The following is a 21870-nucleotide window of genomic DNA, read 5'->3' as shown; positions in this document are numbered from 1 at the left end:
GCAAGCGCGGGTTCAGATCTTCGGCAGCGTCACACCGGTCTGGCCCAGGTACTTGCCGCCGCGATCCTTGTACGAGGTTTCGCAGATCTCGTCGGACTCGAAGAACAGCATCTGCGCCACGCCCTCGTTGGCGTAAATCTTCGCCGGCAGCGGCGTGGTGTTCGAGAACTCCAGCGTCACATGGCCTTCCCACTCGGGCTCGAGCGGGGTCACGTTCACGATGATGCCGCAGCGCGCGTAGGTACTCTTGCCCAGGCACACCGTCAGCACCGAGCGCGGAATGCGGAAGTACTCCACCGTGCGGGCCAGGGCGAACGAGTTCGGCGGGATGATGCAGTAGTCGCCGGTGAAGTCCACGAAGGTCTTGTCGTCGAAGGCCTTGGGGTCAACGATCGTCGAGTTGATGTTCGTGAACACCTTGAATTCGTTGGCCACGCGCACGTCGTAGCCGTAGCTCGAGGTGCCGTACGAGACAATCTTGTTGCCATTGACCGAACGCACCAGTTCGGGCGCAAACGGCTCGATCATGCCGTGCTGTTCCGCCATGCGGCGGATCCACTTATCGGATTTGATGCTCACGGTTCGAGCTTCCAGCGAAAATTTAAACCGCCCATTCTACCTGTCCGCCTCGATTTCGTAATGCGGAGGCCGGCAAAGCGCCGGCTTTCCGCACTGGTAGGCGCCTACAGGCTGGTCTTTTCGGCCGCGGCCTTGTCTTCAGGTGCGGCGTCTTTGGGGGCTGCTTCGTCTTCGATCTTGTAGCTCGGGTCGCCCGCCCAGCGGGAAAGGTCTTTAGCGAGCGCCACTGCGCAGCGATCCAAGATCGAGCAGGTGCCCTTGAAGCCGCCCCACATGCCACCGGTGGACCAGCGATTGGCGCGCGTCTTGCGCACGACCTTGCCGTTCTCAAGCAACTCGACGTGTACGGTGATCGCCTTCGGGCCGCTCCAGCCGCCGCCGCCAACCCCCAACACATGCGAGACCTGCATGCGCATCACTTGCGCACCGTTGGCCTCGGTTTCCGAACTGATCGGGCTGCCGCCGCCGTATTTCTTGTTCAGCGCCGAGCTCATCGCACGGGCGACCTGTTCTTCCGGGCGGCACTCGTCCTTCACCTTCTGGACGATGCTTGAATCCTGCGTATAGGTCACGGGTGCCAGCAGCACGACGCGGTCAGCGGCGAATGCAGGAGTTGCCAGGGCAACTGCGAATACGGTGGAGAGGATGCGTTTCATTGAGGGAGCCTGATCGAATCTGACTGTGTTGGGAGAGCCCGCGCCAATGCGATGTCGGCCCGGGCGGAAAGCGCCGAACGCTAGCACGACACGGCCATTGCGACCGTGAGATCTGTCGTGTGTGCGCCGCGCCCGCCTTCTCGACTCCGGGGCGTCCGTTACTTCCTTCCGCCTGCAGCGCTTTGGGGCTGCGCCGTGGCACTGCACTCGATCGCCATTTCTTGGCAGATTCGCAGCACGGCCTTGACGGCGGTCGAACTGCCAGACTCCTGTGACGGCGTAGTGTTTGAGACGATCAGCAGTTGGCTCAGGCGTTCCTCAATCGGGGTGACCTGTATTCCGGCGACGCGCTTCCCGTCGGATATCTCGAGCGTCAGCGTACTGTCGGTCTGCCGCGTGAGATGAAACTCCTTGCTTGCTTTGGCCAGCTCGACCGCTTTCCGATAAACGTTCTCTGCGCGTGCGTTAAGCATCACTGTCGCCGAGTCGTACCCGGTACCTTGTCCGTTTTCGGCCTCGCCCGCCATTTGGCGAACCACGCCGACGGCCTTCCTTGCGACAAACACCCATTGGGCCTGAGCGACGCCAGCGGAGGACAAGAGCACGACCAACGCCGTGGCGACGAAACGAGAGATCCCCTGCATTGCCCACCTCACTCGTGTTTTCCTGCTGTGATTCACTGACTGAGCTTCACCGATGACCAACCGTGTAAAGCCGGTCGAACCCAGCCGACACGATACCGGAAGCGGCTCTGTTCAAGCGCAACGCAGCGCTCACCGGCCCAGTTCGATCCACCTTGTCCGGAACGCGCCATCGCGCCAAACTGTCGCCCCGCCCGCATGGGTTTTGTCGCCCGGATGTGCCGAATGCTTACTCCGCGTCGTGCAGCATGCTTGTCCTTGCTACTTGCGTTGAGCGTGCTGACGGCCTGCGGCCGCAAGGCGGAAATTGCGCCAATGCAGGGCGAATCGCCGGCAGCGGCGCCTGCCGCGTTGAGCAAACAGGCGGGCGGTATCGAATCGGCGGCCGCTGAGCCGGCGCAGCAGCGCTACCTCGTGTTGACCCACCGGTACACGATCGAGGCGGCGCCCCAGCGCATGCGGGCGGTGATCGACGCGCACCTTGCGCGATGCCGAGCGCTTGACTGCATTGTTCAGAACGAGAGCTTCACCTCGCCGGCCAATGATTCACTGCCCAACGGCCACTTGGCGGTGCGCGTCGCGCGCAAGCAGGCGGCGGCCTTCGCGGCGGGCTTGGCTGGGCCGGATGCGCGGGTTCTGCGCCAGATGACCGATACCGAAGATCGTACGCTGCAGGTGGTGGACGTCGAGGCCCGCATCGCAAACCTGCAGCAACTGCGCGAACGCTTACGGGCGCTGATGGGCGATGCGCGCAGCGGCGTGAAGGACCTGGTTGAGATCGAGCGCCAGCTTGCCGAGACCCAGGGCGAACTCGACAGCCTCGCCGCGCAACGCAAGGTGCTGGCGATGGAGACCGATCGCGAGCTGTTTGAGATTGACTACGTCGCGCAGCGCAGCGCGGTGGAGCGCGGCATGCTTGATCCGGTGCGCGATGCGCTCCTTGGTGTCGGGCACACCGTGGCCGGGAGCCTCTCGGCCTTGATCACCTTCGTTGCCGGTGCAGCCGTTTGGTTGCTGCCCGCCTGGCTGCTGTGGCGCTTCCTGCGTGCTCGTCGCCGGCGCGATGAAGACTGAACCGGATTCCCTCAGAAGGACGCTTCATGATTGAACTGCACTACTACCCGAGCAACGCGAGCCTGGCGCCGCACATGCTGCTGGAAGAGATGGGCTTGCCATATGCGTTGCGCCTGGTTGATCGCGAGCACGGTGCCCACAAGTCGCCCGAGTATCTGAAGCTCAACCCGAACGGTTTGATTCCCGTGCTGGTGGATGGCGATCTGGTGCTGTACGAGACCGCCGCGATCTGCCTGCATCTCGTCGACACCCACCCAGGTGCGGGCCTTGCGCCGGCGCTGGGTACCGCGCAGCGCGCGCACTTCTACAAGTGGATGAGCTGGCTGACCAACACCCTGCAGGCCACGCTGATGATCTACTACTACCCGGAGCGCTGGGCCGACGCGCCGGACGCGGTGGCGCAGGTCCAGGCGCACGCCGAAGCGCGGATCGGCGAACAACTGAATCTGCTCGATGCCGAATTTGCGCGCCACGGCGGCGACTGGTTGCTGGGCGATCGCATTTCGGCGGCGGATTTCTTCGCGTTGATGCTGTGCCGCTGGACTCGCGGCTTTGCGCGGCCCGCACGCAGCCTGCCGCACCTAGGCCCTTTCATCGCAAGCATGCTGGCGCGGCCCGCGGTTGTCCGCACCTTCGAACAAGAGGCCTTGCCGCAACCATGGGCCTGAACATGTCCGGCAACCGCGGCGTCGCGGCGCTCTACCTCGGTGTGCTTGTGGCCTTTGTGGCGTCGGCGATCCGCCCGCACGACTACCCGACCTGGCTGCTCGAAACCCTTCCGGCCATGATTGCCTTGCCGCTGCTCTGGGCCACGCGCGAGCGCTTTCCGCTGACGGCCCTGCTCTATGTGCTGATCGCGCTGCATGCGCTGGTGTTGATCGTGGGCGGCACCTGGACCTATGCCGAGGTGCCGGCGGGCTTCTGGGTGAAGGACTGGTTCGGGCTGTCGCGCAATCCCTACGACAAGCTGGGCCATTTCATGCAGGGTCTGGTGCCAGCGTTGCTGGCGCGCGAGATCCTGCTGCGCAAAGGCTACGTCACGCACCGCGGGATGGCGGCCTTCCTGTCGCTGTGCGTGGCCGAGGCGATCAGCGCCTGGTATGAACTGATCGAATGGTGGACAGCCCTGGCCTTGGGGCAGGGCGCTGACGCGTTTCTCGGCACCCAGGGCGACCCGTGGGATACGCAATCGGACATGTTCATGGCCGGCATCGGCGCCGCGGTGGGCTTGCTGATTCTGCGCCGCCTGCACGACGCGCAGATCGCGCGTCTCGCTTAGCGGGCAGACTGCCGTCAACGGTCGTTGAGTGCGGCGATCAGGCGTTCGAGCGCTGCGTCGTGGTCCGCGGCCTGGCGGGCCTCGAAGTCTTGTCGCTCGCGGTCGTGGCCGGCAAGGCTTTCCACGGCGCGCTCGATGTCCAGCATCACGACCGGCGCACCGCAGTACGGACAATTGCAGTCGTTCAGCGCGTGCAACGGTGCACCGCACTGCCGGCATGAGAGCGCCATCAGGCGGTTGCGCTGCGCGAGGTCGGCCTCCGTTACATCGCGCAGCAGGCCTTTCTCGGCGAGGAACTGCGCATGCGTCACCGCGTGTCCGTCTGCCTTGCGGCACCGGTAGTGGATCATGCGGCCGTAGCGGCTCATGTTGTGGATGCGATCCAGCGGGCCGGTGCAGCGCGGGCACTGCAGGCGCTCGCCAAGTGGCCGCTCGGCCGACAGCTCGGCCGCGGCGATCAGGCGGAAGAGTTCCAGCAAGCCGTCGCGTGCGAGGTTGGCGGTTTCCATCTGGTCAAACCAAAGCAGGCGGCAGGCTGCGCAATGGTCGATCTCGACGACGGCGCCGTAATGTGCGGCAAGCGAGATGCGCGCCATTGCGCTCGCGCAGTTGGGGCAGGGTGCAACCAGGTTCATGTCGGTTTGCGCAGCGGGCTCAGCAGTTGCGATAGTTCGACCGCCGAGCGTACGCCCATCTTGTCAAAGATCCGCGCACGATGGACTTCCACGGTGCGCATCGAAATATCCAGCGTATCGGCGATCTGCTTGTTGAGCTTGCCTTCGAGAATGCGGTTCATCACTTCCTGCTCGCGCGGCGTGAGCGCGGCCAGTCGTGCTTCGATGTTGGCACGTGAACCTTGGTCGGCGCGGTTGCGGGCATCAAAGGCAAGCGCTTCCTGGACGAGGTCCACCAGCTCGTTGTCGTTGCATGGTTTTTCCATGAAATGCCAGGCGCCGCGACGCAGCAACTGCACCGCCATCGGCACATCGGCGTGCCCGGTGAGAAAGAGCACCGGCAGCGTCACGCCGCGTTCGAGCATCTGCTCGAAGCATTCCGGCCCGCTCATGCCGCCCAGCCGAACGTCGAGCACGACGCAGCCGCGCATCGAAGCGTCCAGCGACGCGAGGAAGTCTTCGCCACTCGACCAGGTGCGGCATGCCAGGCGGCGGCTCTTGAGCAGCCAGGCTAGCGCGTCGCGAATTGCTTCGTCGTCATCAACGATGTGAACCAAGGGTTCCATGTCAGTCTCCGGCGGCCCGAGAACAGGCAAGCAGGTTGGGTGTGGTGCGGCGGCGCATCCTAGACCTTGATCGGCAGGGTCAGGTGAAACAGGGTGCCGCCTTCCGGGTTGGCTTCAAACCACAGCCGCCCGTGGTGCAGTTCGGCGATCGAGCGGCAGATGTTAAGCCCCATCCCCATGCCTTCCGCCTTCGTGGTGAACAGGGCTTCGAAGAGGCGTTCGCCGACTTCGGGCGCGATGCCGCTGCCGTGGTCCGCAACGGATACGCGCACCCAGCCTTCAACCAGCGCCGTACGCACGGTCAGCACCCGGCGGCCCGGCGGGGTGTCGCGCATCGCATCGAAGCCGTTGCGGATCAGGTTAACCAGAACCTGTTCGAGCATCACCGTATCGGCATGCACCGGCGGCAAGTCGGGCGACAACTCCGCGATCAGGCGCACGGCGCGGCGGCGCGCTTCCGATTGCACCAGCTCGAAGGCCTCCTTTACGGCGGCGTTGATCACGGCTGGGCGGAAGTTCGACTCGCGCTTGCGCACGAAGTCGTGCACCCGCCGGATGATCTGACCTGCGCGCGTGGCTTGCTGTGCGAGCTTTTCGATCGCCGCCTCGATCTCGCTCTGCGGCAGGCTGCCGGTGCGCAGTGCGTTGAGCGCGCCGGTGGCGTAGCTGGTGATCGCGGCCAGCGGCTGGTTCAGCTCGTGCGCCAGCGAAGAGGCCATTTCGCCCATCGTGACGAGGCGTGCATTCGATTGCAGCTTCTCCTGCTGCTGGCGGGTCAGCTCTTCGGCGCGACGCCGCTCGGTGATGTCGAGCACGGAGCCCATCCAGCCGGTGTGCTTGCCGTCGGCATCGATCAGCGGCGCTTCGTAGATCAGCACATCGAACTTCTCACCGTTCTTGCGCCGGAAGCGCAGTTCCACGCCTTGCGAGGGGGCGTCGCCCGCGAGAATGCTGTCATGCACCGCGCGGGTGCGGTCGAATTCATCGGGTAGCCAATACGGCATCGGCGGGGCCATGCCGACCAGTTCTTCCGCGCTCCAGCCAAACATGCGGCAGAACGCCGGGTTCACGTAGGTGATGCGGCCACTGAGGTCGCGCGCGCGCAGACCGGTCAGCAGCGAATCTTCCATCGCCTGTCGCACCGCCATTTCGCGCCGCAGCGCCTGCTCGGCAAGCTGCCGCCGTCGCATGTGCCGGCGCAACATCCAGAGGCTCCATACGGTCGCCGCGGCGAAAACGATCACCGCGCCGGCGAAGGCCAGCGGCACCAGGCGGGTGCCGCTTCGGTAGCCCTCAACCTTCAGTGCGAGCCCGTGCCCGGGCGGATCGAAGGGGACTTCGTAACTCAGCTCCCCGGCGAGCGGGGCGACTTGCGATTTGGCTGCGACGACGGCGCCGCGCTGATCCAGGATTGAAAGCCGGTAGCGTTCAGAGAACCACCACGGCACCTGCGTCGAGAGCATCTGCTGGAAGCTGTAGACCGCGACAACGTAGCCGACGAGGCTATGGCCATCGTGCCACGGGGTGGCGACGGCAAAACTCGGTTCGCTCGGTGGGCCGGGCAGGTAGGCGTAGCCGGCGCGGCCGAAGGCGCGCGACATGTCGGCCGCCTCCTGCACCAGCTCAGGGTCTTCGGGCCGCAATTCGGGTGGCCAGGCACCGCGTGCCGACAGCCGCGCATCCACCCACAGCACGCGCACCACGCCGCTGTCGCCACCGGTGAGCTGCCGCAGCCGCGCGATGGTCTGCTCGCCGGGCGTCTGCGATGCGAACAAGTCCGGCGCCAGTTGGCGCAGCACGCCTTCGTTACGCTCGAGCTGGAAGCGCAGGTTCTGCTCGATCCACAGCACGTCGGAGACGAGCGTGGCGCGCTGCTCGTCACGATCCTGCCGCAGCGTGAGCGCGACGAAGCCGGCGATGCCCGCCACCAGGGCGATCAAGGCCAGCGCGGGCAGGCGCCAATACCAATCGCTGGTGTGGTGGGAGGGGGCGGTCGGCATGCTCACACCGATACTCTAGCTGCGATGCCGCGAGCTGGGCGAAGCGTGCCGCGGCATCGCCTCAAGCCTCGCGTGCCGGCGGCTCGGCGAGCCGCCCCTGGTAGAGCGCGGCCACCATGTCGCTCTGCGTGACGATGCCGACGAGCCGGCGTTCGTCATCAACCACCGGGATGTGGCTGTGCCCGCCGCCCGAGAGCAAAGGCACAAGCGTGACGAGGTGCATCTCCGGATGTGCCGTTTGTACCGGGCTGCTCATCAGTTGGCCGACGACCTCTGGCTTGTCCGATGTCATGCTCGCGGTGCGGCGGATCAGCGCCTTGAGGCGTTTGTCGAAGCTCGGGTACACATCGAGATCGAGCTGCTTCATGAAATCCACTTGCGTGACGATGCCCGTGACGCGACGCGCCCGATCAACCACGGGCAGCGCCTTGATCCGATGCCGCCGCATCAAGGACCAGGCGTCCTGCAGTTCGGTGCCGAACTCGGCCGAGATCACGTTGCGCGTCATGATGTCGCCAATCGTGATTTCCCCCATGCGGCGCCGGTAAGCGTGCGCCTCGGCCTGCTGGAACATCGATTGCAGGTCGTCGCGGTCAATATCCAGCACCTGGTTGTACTCGCGCAGCACTGCGTCGAGATCCGCTGCGACGAAGCCCAGTCGCTCCGGTGGCGCGTCCGCGCCCTTCGTTGGCGGATGCCGATGCGGATACGGCCGGCCGGAGAGGTTGTTGAACGCGAGTGCCACGGCCAGCAGCGCGGCTGAGTTGAGCAGAACCGGGGCGAGCGCGAAGCCGAATCCCAGTGCATGGACTGCCGGGCCGCCCAGGACGGCGGTCAGCGCGACGGCGCCGCTGGGTGGATGCAGGCAACGCAGGGCGAACATTGCCCCGATCGCGATGGACACCGCGAAGGCGCCGGACATCAGCGGATCGTGAAAGACCTTCCAGCTTGAAACGCCGATCAGCGCGGCGACCAGATTGCCGCCAATGATCGACCAGGGTTGGGCAAGCGGGCTCGACGGCACGCCGAACAGCAGCACGGCGGACGCACCCATTGGCGCAATCAGCAGCGGCAGTTGGCTGGCCTTCCCCAGTACCGCGTGGGTAATCAGCCCGGTCAGCAGAATGCCCAGCAAGGCACCGGCGCAGGCGCGCAGCCGCTCGGTCGAGTTGGCGGTGACCGGTGCCGGGATCATGGCCCTGAGCGCTTGCAGGAATCGGTGGTTGCGGAATCGCATCGGTCTGGGCGTTGGGGGCGTTGGGGGCGCGGGAGGCGCATGGTAGCGCAGCGGCTGGCGGCGGTCCGTGAGTGCTTGGTTGTGGAACTCCACAATGGCCCGATGTGCCGCGTCGCCCTAAAACTCCATCATCCGCAGCTCGATCTGCGGTGCAGCGCCGACTAATCGTAATCGCCCGAGGAGACACCACCATGCAACGTCGAACACTTGCTGCATCCCTGCTGGTCGCGCTTGCAGCCTGGTCGCTGCCCGCGGCCGCGCAGCAGCAGATCGTGATCAAGTTCAGCCATGTCGTGGCACGCAACACGCCCAAGGGCGAGGCCGCCGAACGTTTTGCCCAGCTTGCCGCGGCCAAGACCGGTGGGCGGGTCAAGGTCGAGGTCTATCCCAACAGCCAGCTCTACAAGGACAAGGAAGAGATGGAGGCGTTGCAACTGGGTGCCGTCCAGATGCTCGCGCCGTCGCTGGCCAAGTTTGGGCCGCTGGGCGTCAAGGAATTCGAAGTCTTCGACCTGCCCTACCTCTTCGATAGCTACGACCAGCTCCATCGCGTAACCAACGGCCCGATCGGCAAGGATCTGCTCAAGCGCCTGGAGCCCAAGGGCATCGTCGGTCTGGCTTACTGGGACAACGGCTTCAAGGACTTTTCGGCGAACAAGCCGCTGAAGACACCGGCGGACTTCAAGGGTCTCAAGATGCGCATCCAGTCGTCCAAGGTGCTCGACTCGGAGATGCGGGCGCTCGGCGCCAATCCGCAGGTCATCGCGTTCTCCGAGGTCTATCAGGCGCTGCAGACCGGCGTCGTGGACGGCACCGAGAACCCGCCTTCCAACTTCTACACCCAGAAGATGCATGAGGTGCAGAAGTTCGTGACCCAAAGCGGCCACGGCTACCTCGGCTACGCGGTGATCGTGAACAAGAAGTTCTGGGAAGGTTTGCCGGCCGACATCCGCGCCCAGCTGGAGGACGCGATGGTGCAAGCCACGCGCTATGCCGACGCGGTGGCGCAGAAAGAGAACAACGATGCCATGGAGGCCGTGAAGAAATCCGGCAAGACGCAAGTCGTTGCGCTGTCGCCCGCAGAGAAGGCCGAACTGAAGAGGGTGCTGCTCGCGGTGCATAAGGAGCAGGAGTCGCGTGTCGGCGCCGAGCTGATCAAGGCGATCTACAAGGAGACCGGGTTCAACCCGGCCAAGCCCTAAACCCGTTTCGGGGTGGCGCGTGGCGGTTCGGGGGGACTGCCGCGCGCCCGCTGCCCGCCCGGCCGTATCTGGCCAATTCTTATCCGGAGACATCCAATGAAGATCCTCGATCACATCGAGGAATGGTTGATCGCGACCCTGATGGGCGCGGCCACGGTGATCATCTTTGTCGCCGTGCTGCATCGCTACCTGTCCGGCTTCGCCATTCCCGGCCTGCAGGACTGGCTGCTGTCGATCAACCTTTCCTGGGCACAGGAGCTGTGCATCATCATGTTCGTCTGGATGGCCAAGTTCGGCGCCGCCTATGGTGTGCGCACCGGCATCCATGTTGGCGTGGATGTGCTGATCAACCGACTCGATGATCGGAAGCGCGCGAAGTTCGTGCTCTTCGGTCTGTGCGCCGGTGCGTTCTTCACCGGCGTTGTTGCCACGCTGGGGGCGCGCTTCGTGTGGGAGAACGGTTTCCATCACGCGTTGTTCACCAAGCTGGGCATTCCCGGTGACACCTTTGAAGGGCCGACCACGCCAGACCTCGAGTGGCCGACCTGGATCGTCTACTCGGCGATCCCGCTTGGCTCTGGTCTGATGTGTTTCCGCTTTCTGCAGGTAGCGTGGGCCTTCGTGAAGACCGGCGAGTTGCCGCACCACGATCACGGTCACGTCGATGGGTTGGAGGACGAGCCCGACGAGAAGCTGCCGTCGGTGGGCGAAGCTTTTGCGGAAGGGGAGGACATCGCCCATGGCTACGGCGGCTCGCGCCGTTTCAAGGCGGCCCACCAACGCGACGACGAGGAGGGCAAGCAATGAGCGCGCTCATCATCTTCGGCCTGCTTCTTGCCTTGATGCTCACCGGCATGCCGATCTCGATCTCGCTCGGCCTGACGGTGCTGACCTTTCTCTTCACGATGACCACGGTGCCGATCGAATCGGTTGCACTGAAGCTCTTCACCGGCATCGAGAAGTTCGAAATCATGGCGATTCCGTTCTTCATCCTGGCCGGCAACTTCCTCACGCACGGTGGCGTCGCGCGGCGGATGATCAATTTCGCCACTTCGATGGTCGGCCACTGGCACGGCGGCCTTGGGCTTGCGGGCGTGATGGCCTGCGCGCTGTTCGCCGCGGTGTCCGGTTCGTCGCCGGCGACGGTCGTGGCGATCGGGTCGATCCTGCTGCCGGCCATGGTCAAGGCAGGCTTTCCGAAGCGCTTTGGCGCCGGTGTGATCACCACCTCGGGCGCGCTGGGCATCCTGATCCCGCCGTCCATCGTGATGGTGATGTACTCGGTCGCGACCAACACCTCGGTCGGCGCGCTGTTCATGGCGGGCGTGGTGCCGGGCCTGATGCTGGCGGGTTTCCTCGGCTTTACCACCTGGTACCGTGCGCGCAAGTTCGGCTACCCGCGGCAGGCCAAGGCAAGCTGGCCCGAGCGGTTCAAGGCGTTTCGCGAGTCGATGTGGGGGCTTTTCCTGATCATCGTCGTGATGGGCGGCATCTACACCGGCATCTTTACGCCGACCGAGGCGGCCGCGATGAGCGCGGTGTATGCCTTCATCGTCGCGGTCTTTGTTTACAAGGACATGCCGCTTGCCGGCGTGCGCAAGGTGCTGCTCGACTCGGCGAACATGAGCGCGATGCTGCTCTACATCATCACGAACGCGGTGCTGTTCTCCTTCATCATGACCAACGAGAACATTCCGCAGCAGCTCGCCGATTGGCTGTTGGCTCAAGGCCTTGGCCCGATTGCCTTCCTGCTCGCGGTGAATGTGCTGCTGCTGGTGGCCGGGAACGTGATGGAACCGTCATCGATCGTGCTGATCATGGCGCCGATCCTGTTTCCGGTGGCGGCCAAGCTGGGCATCCATCCGGTGCACTTCGGCATCCTGATCACCGTGAACATGGAGGTCGGCATGTGCCATCCACCGGTGGGGCTCAACATGTATGTGGCCTCGGGCATTACGAAGATGGGCATTACCGAGCTGACGGTGGCGGTTTGGCCCTGGCTGCTGACGATGCTGGCTTTCCTTGGTCTGGTGACCTATGTGCCGACGCTGTCGCTGTGGTTTCCGCGCATGCTGGGCATGCTCCAGTAGCCTGCTGCGGTTGAAGCAAAAACGGGCGCCAGTGGCGCCCGTTTTCTTTGCCGCTGCGGTGCGGGTTATTGCGCGAGCGGGATCGTCGCCGCCTGATCAAAGCGCAGCAATGCGTCGATCTTCGCTTCGATCTGCATGAAACGTGCTGCCTTGGCGGCCGGAATCACCTTCGACATCTTGTCGAAGTAGGTCACGCGGAGCTTGATCAGGTCGCGCTCGGCGCCGTTGATTTCGCCGATCAGACGCTTGGCGTTGGCGTTGGTGAGCTTCGCATCCACAGCGATGAAGTCGATCATCGCGAGCGTCAGCCGTTGGCGGATCGTCGTGCCTGCCTTCTCGTACTGGTCATAGAGCGGCCAGAATTTGTCTGCCTCAGCCGCCGTCAGCAGCATGTTGTCAGCGACCAGCTTCTTCTTGTCTGTGCGGATCTGATCGCGCAGCGCCTGGACTGCTGCCGGATCCGGCGCGGCCGGCGTGGCGGCCTCGGCAATCGGGGCGAGCAGGGCGGTGGAACAGATGAGGGCGGCTAGAAGGTGCTTCATCATGCGTCCTTTAGGCTGGGAAAACCGCGAGTTTAGGCGTTTGAGGTGCCGCCAGACTATCGAGCGTGCGCCAGAAAATGTGCCCAATTGACAGCCTCTGGCGCCGTTTCGTTTTGGCACAAGAAGGCTGAGGTCCAGCAAATTTTCCCTGATATAATCAAAAGTTAGCTTTTTTGCACCCAACAATCGTGGAGTTTGAACATGGCTATCGAACGCACCCTATCGATCATCAAACCGGACGCCGTCGCGAAGAACGTGATCGGCAAAATCTATCAGCGTTTTGAAGACGCGGGTCTGAAGATCGTTGCCGCCAAGCTGGTGCACCTGTCCGAGCAGGAAGCCGGTCAGTTCTACGCAGTGCACAAAGAGCGTCCCTTCTTCAAGGATCTGGTCAAGTTCATGACCTCCGGCCCGGTGATGATCCAGGCGCTGGAAGGCGAGAACGCGATCGCGAAGAACCGCGAGCTGATGGGTGCCACCGACCCGAAGAAGGCTGCGCCGGGCACGATCCGCGCCGACTTCGCCGAGTCGATCGACGCCAACGCCGTGCACGGTTCGGATGCCCCGGAAACCGCCGCCGTTGAAGTGGCGTTCTTCTTCCCGGGCATGAACGTCTACTCCCGCTAAGCGAGGCGTAGCGATCCAACGGATTCGCCGGCGGGAATTTGAACCCCCGCTGGCGGTCTGAACGGTCTCTGCCCCCGGAGACAAACATGACGACAGCACAAGAAAACCGCGTCAACCTGCTCGATTTCGATGCGCAGGCGATGACAGACTGGTTCGCCGCGCAGGGCGAGAAGCCGTTTCGCGCGCGCCAGGTGCTGCGCTGGATTCACCGCTTCGGGGAGACCGATTTCGAGGCGATGACCGATGTCGCCAAGAGCCTGCGCGCCAAGCTGCAGGAATCGGCCTGCATCGTGCCGCCCAATCCGATCCGCGACAGCATCTCCACCGATGGCACGCGCAAGTGGTTGTTCGATGTGGGCAACGCCAACGCGGTCGAGAGCGTGTTCATTCCGGAAACGACGCGGGGCACGCTGTGCATTTCCTCGCAGGCCGGCTGCGCGCTGGACTGCTCCTTCTGTTCGACCGGCAAGCAGGGCTTCAACCGCAACCTGACGGCCGCCGAGATCATCGGTCAGCTGTGGATGGCGAACCGCCTGCTGGGTGCGGACCCGGACGGCGAACGCATCATCAGCAACGTCGTGATGATGGGTATGGGCGAGCCGCTGGCGAACTTCGACAACGTGGTGTCGGCGCTGAACCTGATGCTCGACGATCACGCCTACGGCCTTTCGCGCCGTCGCGTGACGGTGTCGACTTCGGGCATCGTGCCGGCGATGGATCGCCTCCGCGACGCCTGCCCGGTGGCGCTTGCCGTGTCGCTGCACGCGCCCAACGACGCGCTGCGCGACGTGCTCGTGCCGATCAACAAGAAGTACCCCCTGGTGGAACTGATGGCGGCTTGCCGGCGCTATCTCGAGCGCGCGCCGCGTGACTTCATCACCTTCGAATACGTCATGCTCGACGGGGTCAATGACCAGGACGAGCATGCCCGGCAGCTCATCGCACTCACGCGCGATGTGCCGTGCAAATTCAATCTGATTCCGTTCAATCCGTTCCCGAATTCGGGCTACGAACGCTCACCGGCACCCCGGATCAAGCGTTTTGCCCAGATTCTGATCGATGCCGGAATCGTGACGACCACCCGCAAGACCCGCGGCGACGACGTCGATGCCGCCTGCGGTCAGCTCGCCGGGCAGGTTATCGATAAAACGCGCCGCACTACGCGGCGCACCATTTCGCTTACGGAGGTCAGATCTTGATCGTGGCTCGTTCGCTCATGCTTGTGCTCGCGACTGCGGCGGCAGTATCCGCCTGCAGTACCCCTTCGTCGCAAGGCGGAGCCGGCGTTGCTGACCGACCCTCGACCGATCAGCCGGTCACCACCGAGGCGCGAAAACGCTCGCGGGCCCACGTCGAGTTGGGCAATGAGTATGTCAAGGCCGGCCGCCTTGGCGTTGCGATGGAGGAGGCGCGGATTGCGGTCCAGGAGGACCCGAGCTACGCCGCTGCGCATCATCTGCAGGCGCTGGTGCATATGTACCTGGATGAGCAGAAAGCCGCGCAGTCGGAGTTTGAGCGCGCCCTGTCGCTGGCGCCCGGTGATCCCGAAATCAACAACAGCTTCGGCTGGTTCCTGTGCAACGGTGGACAGGAGCAGCGCGGTCTTGAGTTGCTCGCGAAGGCAGCCCAGAACCCGTACTACGAAACCCCGACCCGCCCGTACACCAATTCGGGCCTGTGTTACCTGAAGCTCAAGAACGAGGATGCGGCCCGCGGGCAGTTCGCTCGCGCCTTGGCGCTCGACCCGAATAACGCAACCGCGCTCTTCAACCTTGCGAACATCGCATACCGCAAAGGCGAGATGCAGAAGGCGCGCGACCTTGTGGCCGACCTGAACCGTGTAGGCGAACCAACCGCGGCCTCAGTCTGGCTGGGTTTGCGTGTTGAGCGGAAGCTGGGCAACCGGGAGGCCGAAGCCGCTTACACCGCGCAGCTGCGCCGCCGCTTCACCAGTTCGCAGGAATATCAGGACTATTTGCAGGAGCGCTTTGATTGAGCGCTACGTCAATGGAATCACACAGCTACGCGAATGCCCCCGGCGTTGCTGCGTCGGGCGTTGCCCTGAAGCAGGCACGTGAGGCTCGCAATCTTGGTATCGCCGAAGTCGCTTCCACGCTGAAGCTGACCCCTCGCCAGATCGAAGCGATCGAGAGCGAGGCTTTCGATCAGTTGCCGGGCAGTGCCTTTGCACGCGGCTTTGTCCGCAACTACGCGCGTTATCTCGGTCTGGATCCTGCACCGCTGCTTGAACGCATGGAGCAGCCCGCACGTGGCGAGGATCTGAAGCTCGCGCCTGAATCGAATGCCGAAGGCTCCGTGCCGCGCCGCCCGTCGGGCTATCGGTCGGCGTCCCCGTTGCCAGCCGTCATGGTGGTAGGCGCGATTGTCGCGCTGGGGCTGGTGTGGTCGAGCTTCAATTGGTTTGGCCGTGGTGCCACTCCGGGTGTTGAGCGTGGGGTGAGTCAGTCTGCGGCCGTTGCGGCGTCCGAGCCGATCTTCCCGCCGCACACCGAAGAGACGGCCGTTGTGACCGCGCAGGTCGAGCCTGCCGCGAGCGCGTCCGAGCCGGTTGTTGCTCAATCGCTGCCGGCTACCGCCTCGGCGGCGCAATCGTCACCCGTTGCCGCAGTCAAACCTGCCGCTCCGCAATCGGCGCCTACGCCACTCGCGCAGCAGTCGGCGCCGGTTGGTGCAGCGCAGGGCGGTTTGAATTTTTCGTTCGCGCAGGACGCATGGGTCGAGGTGCGTGATGCCTCCGGCAGCGTGGTGTTCTCGCGCCTTAGCAAAGCCGGTTCGACACAGACGGTGCAGGGCACGGCACCGTTTGCGCTGGTGATTGGCAACGCGCCGAACGTCAAAGTCGAATACAACGGCCGCCCGGTCGATCTCGCGCCCTACACCAAGGTGAGTGTGGCGCGCCTTTCCGTGAAGTGATGCTGATGCCTGTTCTCGATCCATTCGGCGGAAAGCCGGCCGCTCGCCACCGTACCCGTGAAGTTCGCATCGGGCGTGTCCGCGTTGGGTCGGATGCGCCGATCGTCGTGCAGTCGATGACCAACACCGACACGGCAGACCACATCGCGACGGCAATCCAGATCGCGCAACTCGCGCGGGCTGGCTCCGAGATCGTGCGCATCACGGTGAATAACGAAGAGTCGGCGGCGGCAGTGCCGAAGATTCGCGAGCAGCTGCTGAAGATGAACGTGGATGTGCCGCTGGTCGGTGACTTCCACTACAACGGCCATCGCCTGCTGACGGCCTACCCCGAGTGCGCGGAGGTGCTGGACAAGTACCGCATCAATCCGGGCAACGTCGGCTCCGGCCAGAAGCGCGATCCGCAGTTTGCGGCGATCATCGAGCTGGCCTGCAAGTATGACAAGCCGGTCCGCATCGGCGTGAACTGGGGCAGTCTCGACCAGTCGGTGCTCGCGCGCATCATGGACGAGAACGCCAGCCGTGCCGAACCGATGGATGCGCAGGCGGTGATGCGCGAGGCGCTCGTCACCTCGGCGCTGGAGTCCGCAGCCAAGGCTGAAGAGTTTGGCATGGCCGGCAACCGAATCATCCTGTCCGCCAAGGTGTCGAGCGTGCAGGATTTGATCGCCGTCTACCGCATGCTGGCTGCGCGCTGCGACTATCCGCTGCACCTTGGTCTGACCGAAGCCGGCATGGGCAGCAAGGGCATCGTGGCCTCCACCGCGGCGCTGGGTGTGCTGCTACAGGAAGGTATCGGCGACACGATTCGTGTCTCGCTGACGCCGGAACCGGGCGGCGCCCGGACGCAGGAAGTGATCGTTGCGCAAGAAATCCTGCAGAGCATGGGCTTGCGTGCCTTCACCCCGATGGTGACGGCGTGCCCCGGCTGCGGGCGCACGACCAGCACCTTCTTCCAGGAACTCGCGCAGTCGGTGCAGGGCTACGTGCGCGACAAGATGCCGGAATGGAAGACCCAGTACGACGGCGTCGAGAACCTCACGCTTGCAGTGATGGGGTGTGTCGTCAATGGGCCCGGTGAGAGCAAGCACGCGAACATCGGGATCTCGCTGCCCGGTACCGGTGAAACCCCGGCGGCGCCGGTCTTCGAGGATGGGGAAAAGACCGTGACCCTGCGCGGTGACAACATCGCCCAGGAGTTCATCGGGCTGATCGACGCCTACGTAGCGCGCAAATACACAAGAAAGACCGTCTGAGCGTTCCGACGCCGACGAGACATTGAACAGGTAGCTGATGGCACAGAAACTGATTCAGGGCGTGCGTGGCATGCACGACATCCTGCCCGACGACGCCGAACGCTGGGAGCTGTTCGAGGAGATCGTGCGCGGCTGGCTGCGTAGCTATGGCTATCGCCCGATCCGCACGCCGATTCTTGAATTCACACCGCTCTTCGTGCGTGGCGTCGGTGAGCACACCGACATCGTTGAGAAGGAGATGTACGCCTTCGAAGATCGCCTGAACGGCGATCCGCTGGTACTGCGTCCCGAGGGCACAGCACCGTGCGTGCGTGCCGTGCTTGAGCACAACCTGATCAATTCGTCAGGTCCGCAGCGGCTCTATTACAACGGCCCGATGTTCCGCCACGAGCGGCCGCAGAAGGGGCGCCAGCGCCAGTTCCACCAGTTTGGTGTGGAAGCCTTCGGCTACACAGGTCCGGACATCGACGCTGAGCATATCGTGATGCTCGCGCGTCTGTGGCGCGATCTGGGTCTTGAAGAGGACATCACGCTCGAGCTCAACACGCTTGGCTCCAGCGACGAGCGTGCAGCGCATCGCCAGGCCCTGATCGCCTATTTCGAGGCGCATCGCGATCAACTGGACGAAGACGCTCAGCGTCGTCTGCACTCGAATCCGCTGCGCATCCTGGACACCAAGAATCCGGCGATGCAGGCGCTCGTCGAAGCCGCGCCGAAGCTCGCCGAATTCCTTGGCGTCGAATCGCTGGCGCACTTCGAAGGCGTTCAGACGCTGCTGCGTGAGGCCGCGATTCCTTTTCGCATCAATCCGCGTCTGGTCCGCGGGCTGGACTACTACAACCGCACCGTGTTCGAATGGGTGACCGATAAACTCGGTGCCCAGGCAACCGTGTGTGGCGGCGGTCGTTACGATGGCCTCGTCGAACAGCTGGGCGGAAAGCCGACCCCGGCCTGTGGTTTCGGCATGGGGATCGAGCGTCTGATGATGCTGTGGGAGGTCTCGCAGGGCGATGCCGCGCGCTCGGTTCCCGATGTATATCTGGTACACCAAGGCGATGCCGCCTCGCGCTTCGCATTCCGTCTGGCGGAACAGCTTCGCGAGGATGGCTTTGCGGTCGTGTTGCATTGTGGCGGCGGCAACTTCAAGAACCAGATGAAGAAGGCCGATGCGTCCGGCGCGGCAGTTGCGGTCATCGTTGGTGACGACGAGGCGGCAGCCGAAGAGGCCAGTTTCAAGCTTTTGCGGGAAGGCGGCGAGCAACGCCGGCTGCCTGCTGCACAACTCGGCGAGACCCTCGCCGCTCTGCTCTACAACGTGGAAGAAGAAGATGGCAGCGTTTGACCTCGAAGAACAGGAACAGATTGCAACGCTCAAGGCCTGGTGGGAGAAGTGGGGCAATTTGCTGACGATCGGCGCAGTGGTCTTGGCCGTGGCCGTTGTTGGCTGGCGTGGCTGGGAGTATTACCGCAACAAGCAATCGGGCGAAGCAAGCGTGATCTACGCAAGCCTGATGCAGGCCGTTGAGGCCAAGGATGCACAGAAGATCCGCGAAGCGTCGGGCATCATCGCCGAACGTTTTGGCTCGACCGCCTATGCCGATCTGTCTGCGCTGCTCGCTGCGGAAGCACAGGCGGCTGCCGGCGATCGTGCAAGCGCCAAGACCAAGCTGGAATGGGCTGCCGAGAAGGGCAATGACCCTCTGACCCGCGATCTCGCGCGTCTGCGCCTGGCTGCCGTGCTGCTGGACGAGAAGGCCTACGACGCGGCGCTCAAGCAACTGGCGGTAAAGCCGAACAAGGCATTTGCGGTGCGTTATGCGGACTTGCGTGGCGATGTGCTGGTTGCACAAGGCAAGCCGGCTGACGCCCTGACGGCCTACAAGGAGGCGCTCGACGGGCTTGGTTCCGAACAGGGTTCGCAGGCATTCAAGTCGGTTCTTGAGCTGAAGGTCGACGCGCTCGGAGGCGGCAAGTGAAATTGCGCGCGCCGATTGCGCTCACGCTCGCTCTGGCGCTGCTGAGCGGTTGCTCCACGGTCAGCTCATGGTTCAGCAAGACAATCGTCGAGCCGATGGCGGAGCTCAAGCCATTCACGGCATCGGCGCGCTTGGAGCTGGTGTGGCGCTTCAGTGTCGGCGCTGCCGGCAAGGCCCTGATTCAGCCGGCCTCGAATGGCGATGCCGTCTTTGTCGCGAACGAGGGTGGCGACGTCTATCGTATTGAGAACGGGCGGCAGGTCTGGCGTGCCCGGACCAAGGAAGACATCGTTGCTGGCGTAGGTGCGTCGAGCGGGCTGGTTGTGGTGGGCACGCATCGCGGCATGGTTGCAGCGTTTGATGCCGCCACGGGAGCTGAGCGATGGACCGTCGACGTCGGTGGCGATCTTGCTGCCACGCCGCAGGTCGAGAACGACATGGTGGTGGTGCGCGTTGGCGACTCGCGCCTTGTGGCGCTGGACGTGGGGAACGGCCGCCGTCGCTGGACCTACACGCGCAGCACGCCGCCCTTGTCGCTGCGGGCGTTCTCCGAAATGCGCCGCGTTGAGAACTACCTCTTCGCGGGCTTCTCGGGCGGCCGCGTTGCAGCGATCACGACCAATAACGGTCAGCTGGCATGGGAAGGTGCGGTCGCGCAGCCGCGTGGCACGACCGAGCTTGAACGTCTTTCGGACGTTGTGGGTTCGCCGCTGCTCGGCGGCGGTGCATTGTGTGCTGGTGCCTTCCAGGGGCGCGTTACCTGTTTTGACGTGACCAAGGGTGTTGCCGTCTGGGGGCGTGACATTTCGACGCCAGTCGGCATCGCCATGGACGCCAGCAATGTGTTTGCGACGGACGAACGTGGCTCGGTGCACGCACTTGATCGCGGTACCGGCGCCACTGCCTGGAAGCAGGATGACCTGAAGTTGCGCAAGGTCGGTCGTCCGCTTGAATTTGATCGATACGTCGCCGTAGGTGATGTCGAGGGTTGGGTGCATCTGCTCAACAAGGCTGACGGCCACTTCGCCGCCCGTCTGCGTGCGGACAACTCGCCGCTGGATGCGCCGCTGCTCGAACACGACGGCGGCATTGTTGCACTCTCACGTGACGGCATCCTGTCGTACATGAAAGTGCGTTGAGGTAAATGCAGTGAAACCCACCCTGGTCCTCGTCGGGCGTCCGAATGTTGGCAAGTCGACGCTATTCAACCGTTTGACCCGATCGCGTGACGCGCTCGTGGCAGACATGCCCGGCCTGACGCGTGACCGTCACTACGGCATCGGCCGCCTCGGCGACCGGCCGTATTTCGTGGTCGATACCGGCGGCCTTGAGCCGGCCGCGAAGGACGGCATCCTTGCCGAGATGGCGCGCCAGGCCGATCAGGCGATCGCCGAGGCCGATGCGCTGCTGTTCCTGGTGGACGGCCGCGCGGGCTTGACGCCCCAAGACAAGCAAATCGCCGTCGAACTGCGCCGTACCGGGCGTCCGGTTCATCTGGTCGTCAACAAGGGCGAGGGCATGAACCGCGCCGTCGTGGCTGCGGACTTCCATGAACTTGGGTTTGGCGATCCGATCGTGATTTCCGCCTCGCACGGTGATGGTGTGCGCGGCCTGATCGATGCCGCGCTGGCACCGTTTCCGGTCGATCCGGAGGGTGAGGACGACGGCTCGGGTGGCCCCAAGGTCGCAATCATTGGCCGTCCGAACGTCGGTAAATCGACGCTGATCAATGCGCTGCTGGGTGAAGAGCGCGTTATCGCCTTCGACATGCCGGGCACGACGCGTGATGCGATCTCCATCCCCTTCGAGCGCAATGGCAAGAACTACACGCTGATCGACACCGCTGGTCTGCGCCGCAAGGGCAAGGTGTTCGAAGCGATCGAGAAGTTCTCGGTAATCAAGACCCTGCAGGCGATCGAGCAATCGAACGTCGCGGTACTGGTGCTCGACGCCAGCCAGGACATCTCGGAGCAGGACGCGCACATCGCCGGCTTCGCGCTGGAGTCCGGTCGCGCGATGGTGGTGGCGGTCAACAAGTGGGATGCGGTGGATAGCTATCGCCGCGAACAGCTCAAGAACGATCTGGCGCGCAAGCTCAACTTCCTGTCCTGGGCAAAGTTCCACTACATTTCGGCGCTGGAAGGTGACGGCATTGGTGCGCTGATGCGTTCCGTCGATGGCGCCTACGCTGCGGCGATGATCAAGCTCGCGACGCCGAAGCTGACCCGCACGCTGCAAGCGGCGATTACGAAGCAGGCGCCGCCGCGCCACGGAATCTTCCGCCCGAAGATGCGCTATGCGCACCAGGGGGGCTCCAACCCGCCGGTGGTCGTGGTGCATGGCAACGCGCTGGAGCACATCCCTGATTCTTACAAGCGCTTCCTTGAGCGCAACTTCATGGAAGTCTTCAAGCTACAGGGCACGCCGTTGCGGATACAATTCAAGACGGCCCGCAATCCGTTCTCCGACACGGAATAGGGCCTGGCGGGGACACGGCTGACCCCGCATTCGATCTACCCCGGGACATGCGCCCATCG

General features: G+C 63.9%; 23 protein-coding genes. 15 read left to right on the top strand and 8 right to left on the bottom strand.

Annotated elements, in window-relative coordinates:
* Positions 1-12: 12 nt before the first annotated feature.
* The 3 genes from dcd to JY500_RS15675 form a co-directional block, all read right to left on the bottom strand.
* Positions 13-579 (bottom strand): dCTP deaminase, encoded by a 567-nt coding sequence (gene dcd, locus JY500_RS15685; protein WP_172197420.1) that lies wholly within the window; start codon positions 577-579, stop codon positions 13-15.
* Positions 580-683: 104 nt separating this feature from the next.
* Positions 684-1235 carry a hypothetical protein gene (locus JY500_RS15680; protein ID WP_206253744.1) on the bottom strand — a complete coding sequence of 184 codons (552 nt, stop codon included), beginning with the start codon at positions 1233-1235 and terminating at the stop codon, positions 684-686.
* Between the two features lie 158 nt (positions 1236-1393).
* A complete protein-coding gene (locus JY500_RS15675) occupies positions 1394-1879 on the bottom strand; it encodes a hypothetical protein (RefSeq protein ID WP_206253743.1) in 486 nt (161 codons plus the stop codon).
* Positions 1880-2101: 222 nt separating this feature from the next.
* On the opposite strand from JY500_RS15675, the gene JY500_RS15670 reads away from it, so the two are divergent.
* The 3 genes from JY500_RS15670 to JY500_RS15660 are packed head-to-tail and all read left to right on the top strand — an operon-like array spanning position 2102 to position 4229.
* Entirely contained in the window at positions 2102-2950 is an 849-nt protein-coding gene (locus JY500_RS15670; protein WP_206253742.1) for a DUF4349 domain-containing protein, read from the top strand.
* A 26-nt stretch (positions 2951-2976) separates the two neighbouring features.
* Complete coding sequence (locus tag JY500_RS15665; protein WP_206253741.1) at positions 2977-3618, top strand: glutathione S-transferase family protein; 642 nt, start codon at positions 2977-2979, stop codon at positions 3616-3618.
* A 2-nt stretch (positions 3619-3620) separates the two neighbouring features.
* Positions 3621-4229 (top strand): DUF2238 domain-containing protein, encoded by a 609-nt coding sequence (locus JY500_RS15660; RefSeq protein ID WP_206253740.1) that lies wholly within the window; start codon positions 3621-3623, stop codon positions 4227-4229.
* 14 nt (positions 4230-4243) lie between these two features.
* On the opposite strand, the gene JY500_RS15655 is transcribed toward JY500_RS15660, so the two are convergent.
* The 4 genes from JY500_RS15655 to JY500_RS15640 form a co-directional block, all read right to left on the bottom strand.
* Positions 4244-4864: a zf-TFIIB domain-containing protein gene (locus JY500_RS15655; protein WP_206253739.1), complete on the bottom strand. Its 621-nt coding sequence runs from the start codon at positions 4862-4864 to the stop codon at positions 4244-4246.
* On the bottom strand, positions 4861-5469 hold the full coding sequence (locus tag JY500_RS15650; protein ID WP_172197438.1) for a response regulator transcription factor: 609 nt from the start codon (positions 5467-5469) through the stop codon (positions 4861-4863). Before JY500_RS15650 ends, JY500_RS15655 begins: the two co-directional genes overlap by 4 nt.
* A 59-nt stretch (positions 5470-5528) precedes the next feature.
* The gene (locus tag JY500_RS15645; protein WP_206253738.1) at positions 5529-7469 is read right to left on the bottom strand and encodes a sensor histidine kinase; all 1941 of its coding nucleotides are present in this window, start codon (positions 7467-7469) and stop codon (positions 5529-5531) included.
* A gap of 61 nt (positions 7470-7530) precedes the next feature.
* Positions 7531-8664 carry an HPP family protein gene (locus JY500_RS15640; RefSeq protein ID WP_246479650.1) on the bottom strand — a complete coding sequence of 378 codons (1134 nt, stop codon included), beginning with the start codon at positions 8662-8664 and terminating at the stop codon, positions 7531-7533.
* 233 nt (positions 8665-8897) lie between these two features.
* Here JY500_RS15640 and JY500_RS15635 point away from each other — a divergent pair, with 233 nt between their 5' ends.
* The 3 genes from JY500_RS15635 to JY500_RS15625 all read left to right on the top strand — a co-directional run bounded on the left by JY500_RS15635 (position 8898) and on the right by JY500_RS15625 (position 11998).
* The gene (locus JY500_RS15635) at positions 8898-9908 is read left to right on the top strand and encodes a TRAP transporter substrate-binding protein (protein WP_172197447.1); all 1011 of its coding nucleotides are present in this window, start codon (positions 8898-8900) and stop codon (positions 9906-9908) included.
* 96 nt (positions 9909-10004) lie between these two features.
* Positions 10005-10715: a TRAP transporter small permease gene (locus tag JY500_RS15630; RefSeq protein ID WP_206253736.1), complete on the top strand. Its 711-nt coding sequence runs from the start codon at positions 10005-10007 to the stop codon at positions 10713-10715.
* Positions 10712-11998, top strand: coding sequence for a TRAP transporter large permease (locus tag JY500_RS15625; protein ID WP_206253735.1), 1287 nt, complete (start codon positions 10712-10714; stop codon positions 11996-11998). The genes JY500_RS15630 and JY500_RS15625 overlap by 4 nt, the downstream gene beginning before the upstream one ends.
* A gap of 65 nt (positions 11999-12063) precedes the next feature.
* On the opposite strand, the gene JY500_RS15620 is transcribed toward JY500_RS15625, so the two are convergent.
* Positions 12064-12540: a hypothetical protein gene (locus JY500_RS15620; protein ID WP_172197456.1), complete on the bottom strand. Its 477-nt coding sequence runs from the start codon at positions 12538-12540 to the stop codon at positions 12064-12066.
* 201 nt (positions 12541-12741) lie between these two features.
* On the opposite strand from JY500_RS15620, the gene ndk reads away from it, so the two are divergent.
* The 9 genes from ndk (at position 12742) to der (ending at position 21811) form a co-directional block, all read left to right on the top strand.
* On the top strand, positions 12742-13167 hold the full coding sequence (gene ndk, locus JY500_RS15615; protein ID WP_172197459.1) for a nucleoside-diphosphate kinase: 426 nt from the start codon (positions 12742-12744) through the stop codon (positions 13165-13167).
* 86 nt (positions 13168-13253) lie between these two features.
* Complete coding sequence (gene rlmN / locus JY500_RS15610; RefSeq protein ID WP_206253734.1) at positions 13254-14366, top strand: dual-specificity RNA methyltransferase RlmN; 1113 nt, start codon at positions 13254-13256, stop codon at positions 14364-14366.
* 2 nt (positions 14367-14368) lie between these two features.
* Positions 14369-15163, top strand: a complete 795-nt coding sequence (gene pilW / locus JY500_RS15605; protein ID WP_246479649.1) for a type IV pilus biogenesis/stability protein PilW — start codon at positions 14369-14371, stop codon at positions 15161-15163.
* On the top strand, positions 15160-16101 hold the full coding sequence (locus JY500_RS15600; protein ID WP_206253733.1) for a RodZ domain-containing protein: 942 nt from the start codon (positions 15160-15162) through the stop codon (positions 16099-16101). The genes pilW and JY500_RS15600 overlap by 4 nt, the downstream gene beginning before the upstream one ends.
* 5 nt (positions 16102-16106) lie before the next feature.
* Positions 16107-17357: a flavodoxin-dependent (E)-4-hydroxy-3-methylbut-2-enyl-diphosphate synthase gene (gene ispG, locus JY500_RS15595; protein ID WP_172197468.1), complete on the top strand. Its 1251-nt coding sequence runs from the start codon at positions 16107-16109 to the stop codon at positions 17355-17357.
* A gap of 37 nt (positions 17358-17394) precedes the next feature.
* Positions 17395-18699, top strand: coding sequence for a histidine--tRNA ligase (hisS, locus tag JY500_RS15590; protein WP_172197471.1), 1305 nt, complete (start codon positions 17395-17397; stop codon positions 18697-18699).
* Entirely contained in the window at positions 18686-19333 is a 648-nt protein-coding gene (locus JY500_RS15585; protein ID WP_206253732.1) for a YfgM family protein, read from the top strand. Before hisS ends, JY500_RS15585 begins: the two co-directional genes overlap by 14 nt.
* Positions 19330-20472: an outer membrane protein assembly factor BamB gene (gene bamB / locus JY500_RS15580; RefSeq protein ID WP_206253731.1), complete on the top strand. Its 1143-nt coding sequence runs from the start codon at positions 19330-19332 to the stop codon at positions 20470-20472. Before JY500_RS15585 ends, bamB begins: the two co-directional genes overlap by 4 nt.
* A gap of 10 nt (positions 20473-20482) precedes the next feature.
* Positions 20483-21811, top strand: coding sequence for a ribosome biogenesis GTPase Der (gene der, locus JY500_RS15575; RefSeq protein WP_172197480.1), 1329 nt, complete (start codon positions 20483-20485; stop codon positions 21809-21811).
* Positions 21812-21870: the final 59 nt, after the last annotated feature.

Source organism: Niveibacterium microcysteis (genome assembly GCF_017161445.1).
GTDB lineage: Bacteria > Pseudomonadota > Gammaproteobacteria > Burkholderiales > Rhodocyclaceae > Niveibacterium > Niveibacterium microcysteis.
The sequence above is the reverse complement of the archived record's forward strand: the minus strand, read 5'-3'. Positions and strand labels throughout refer to the sequence as shown.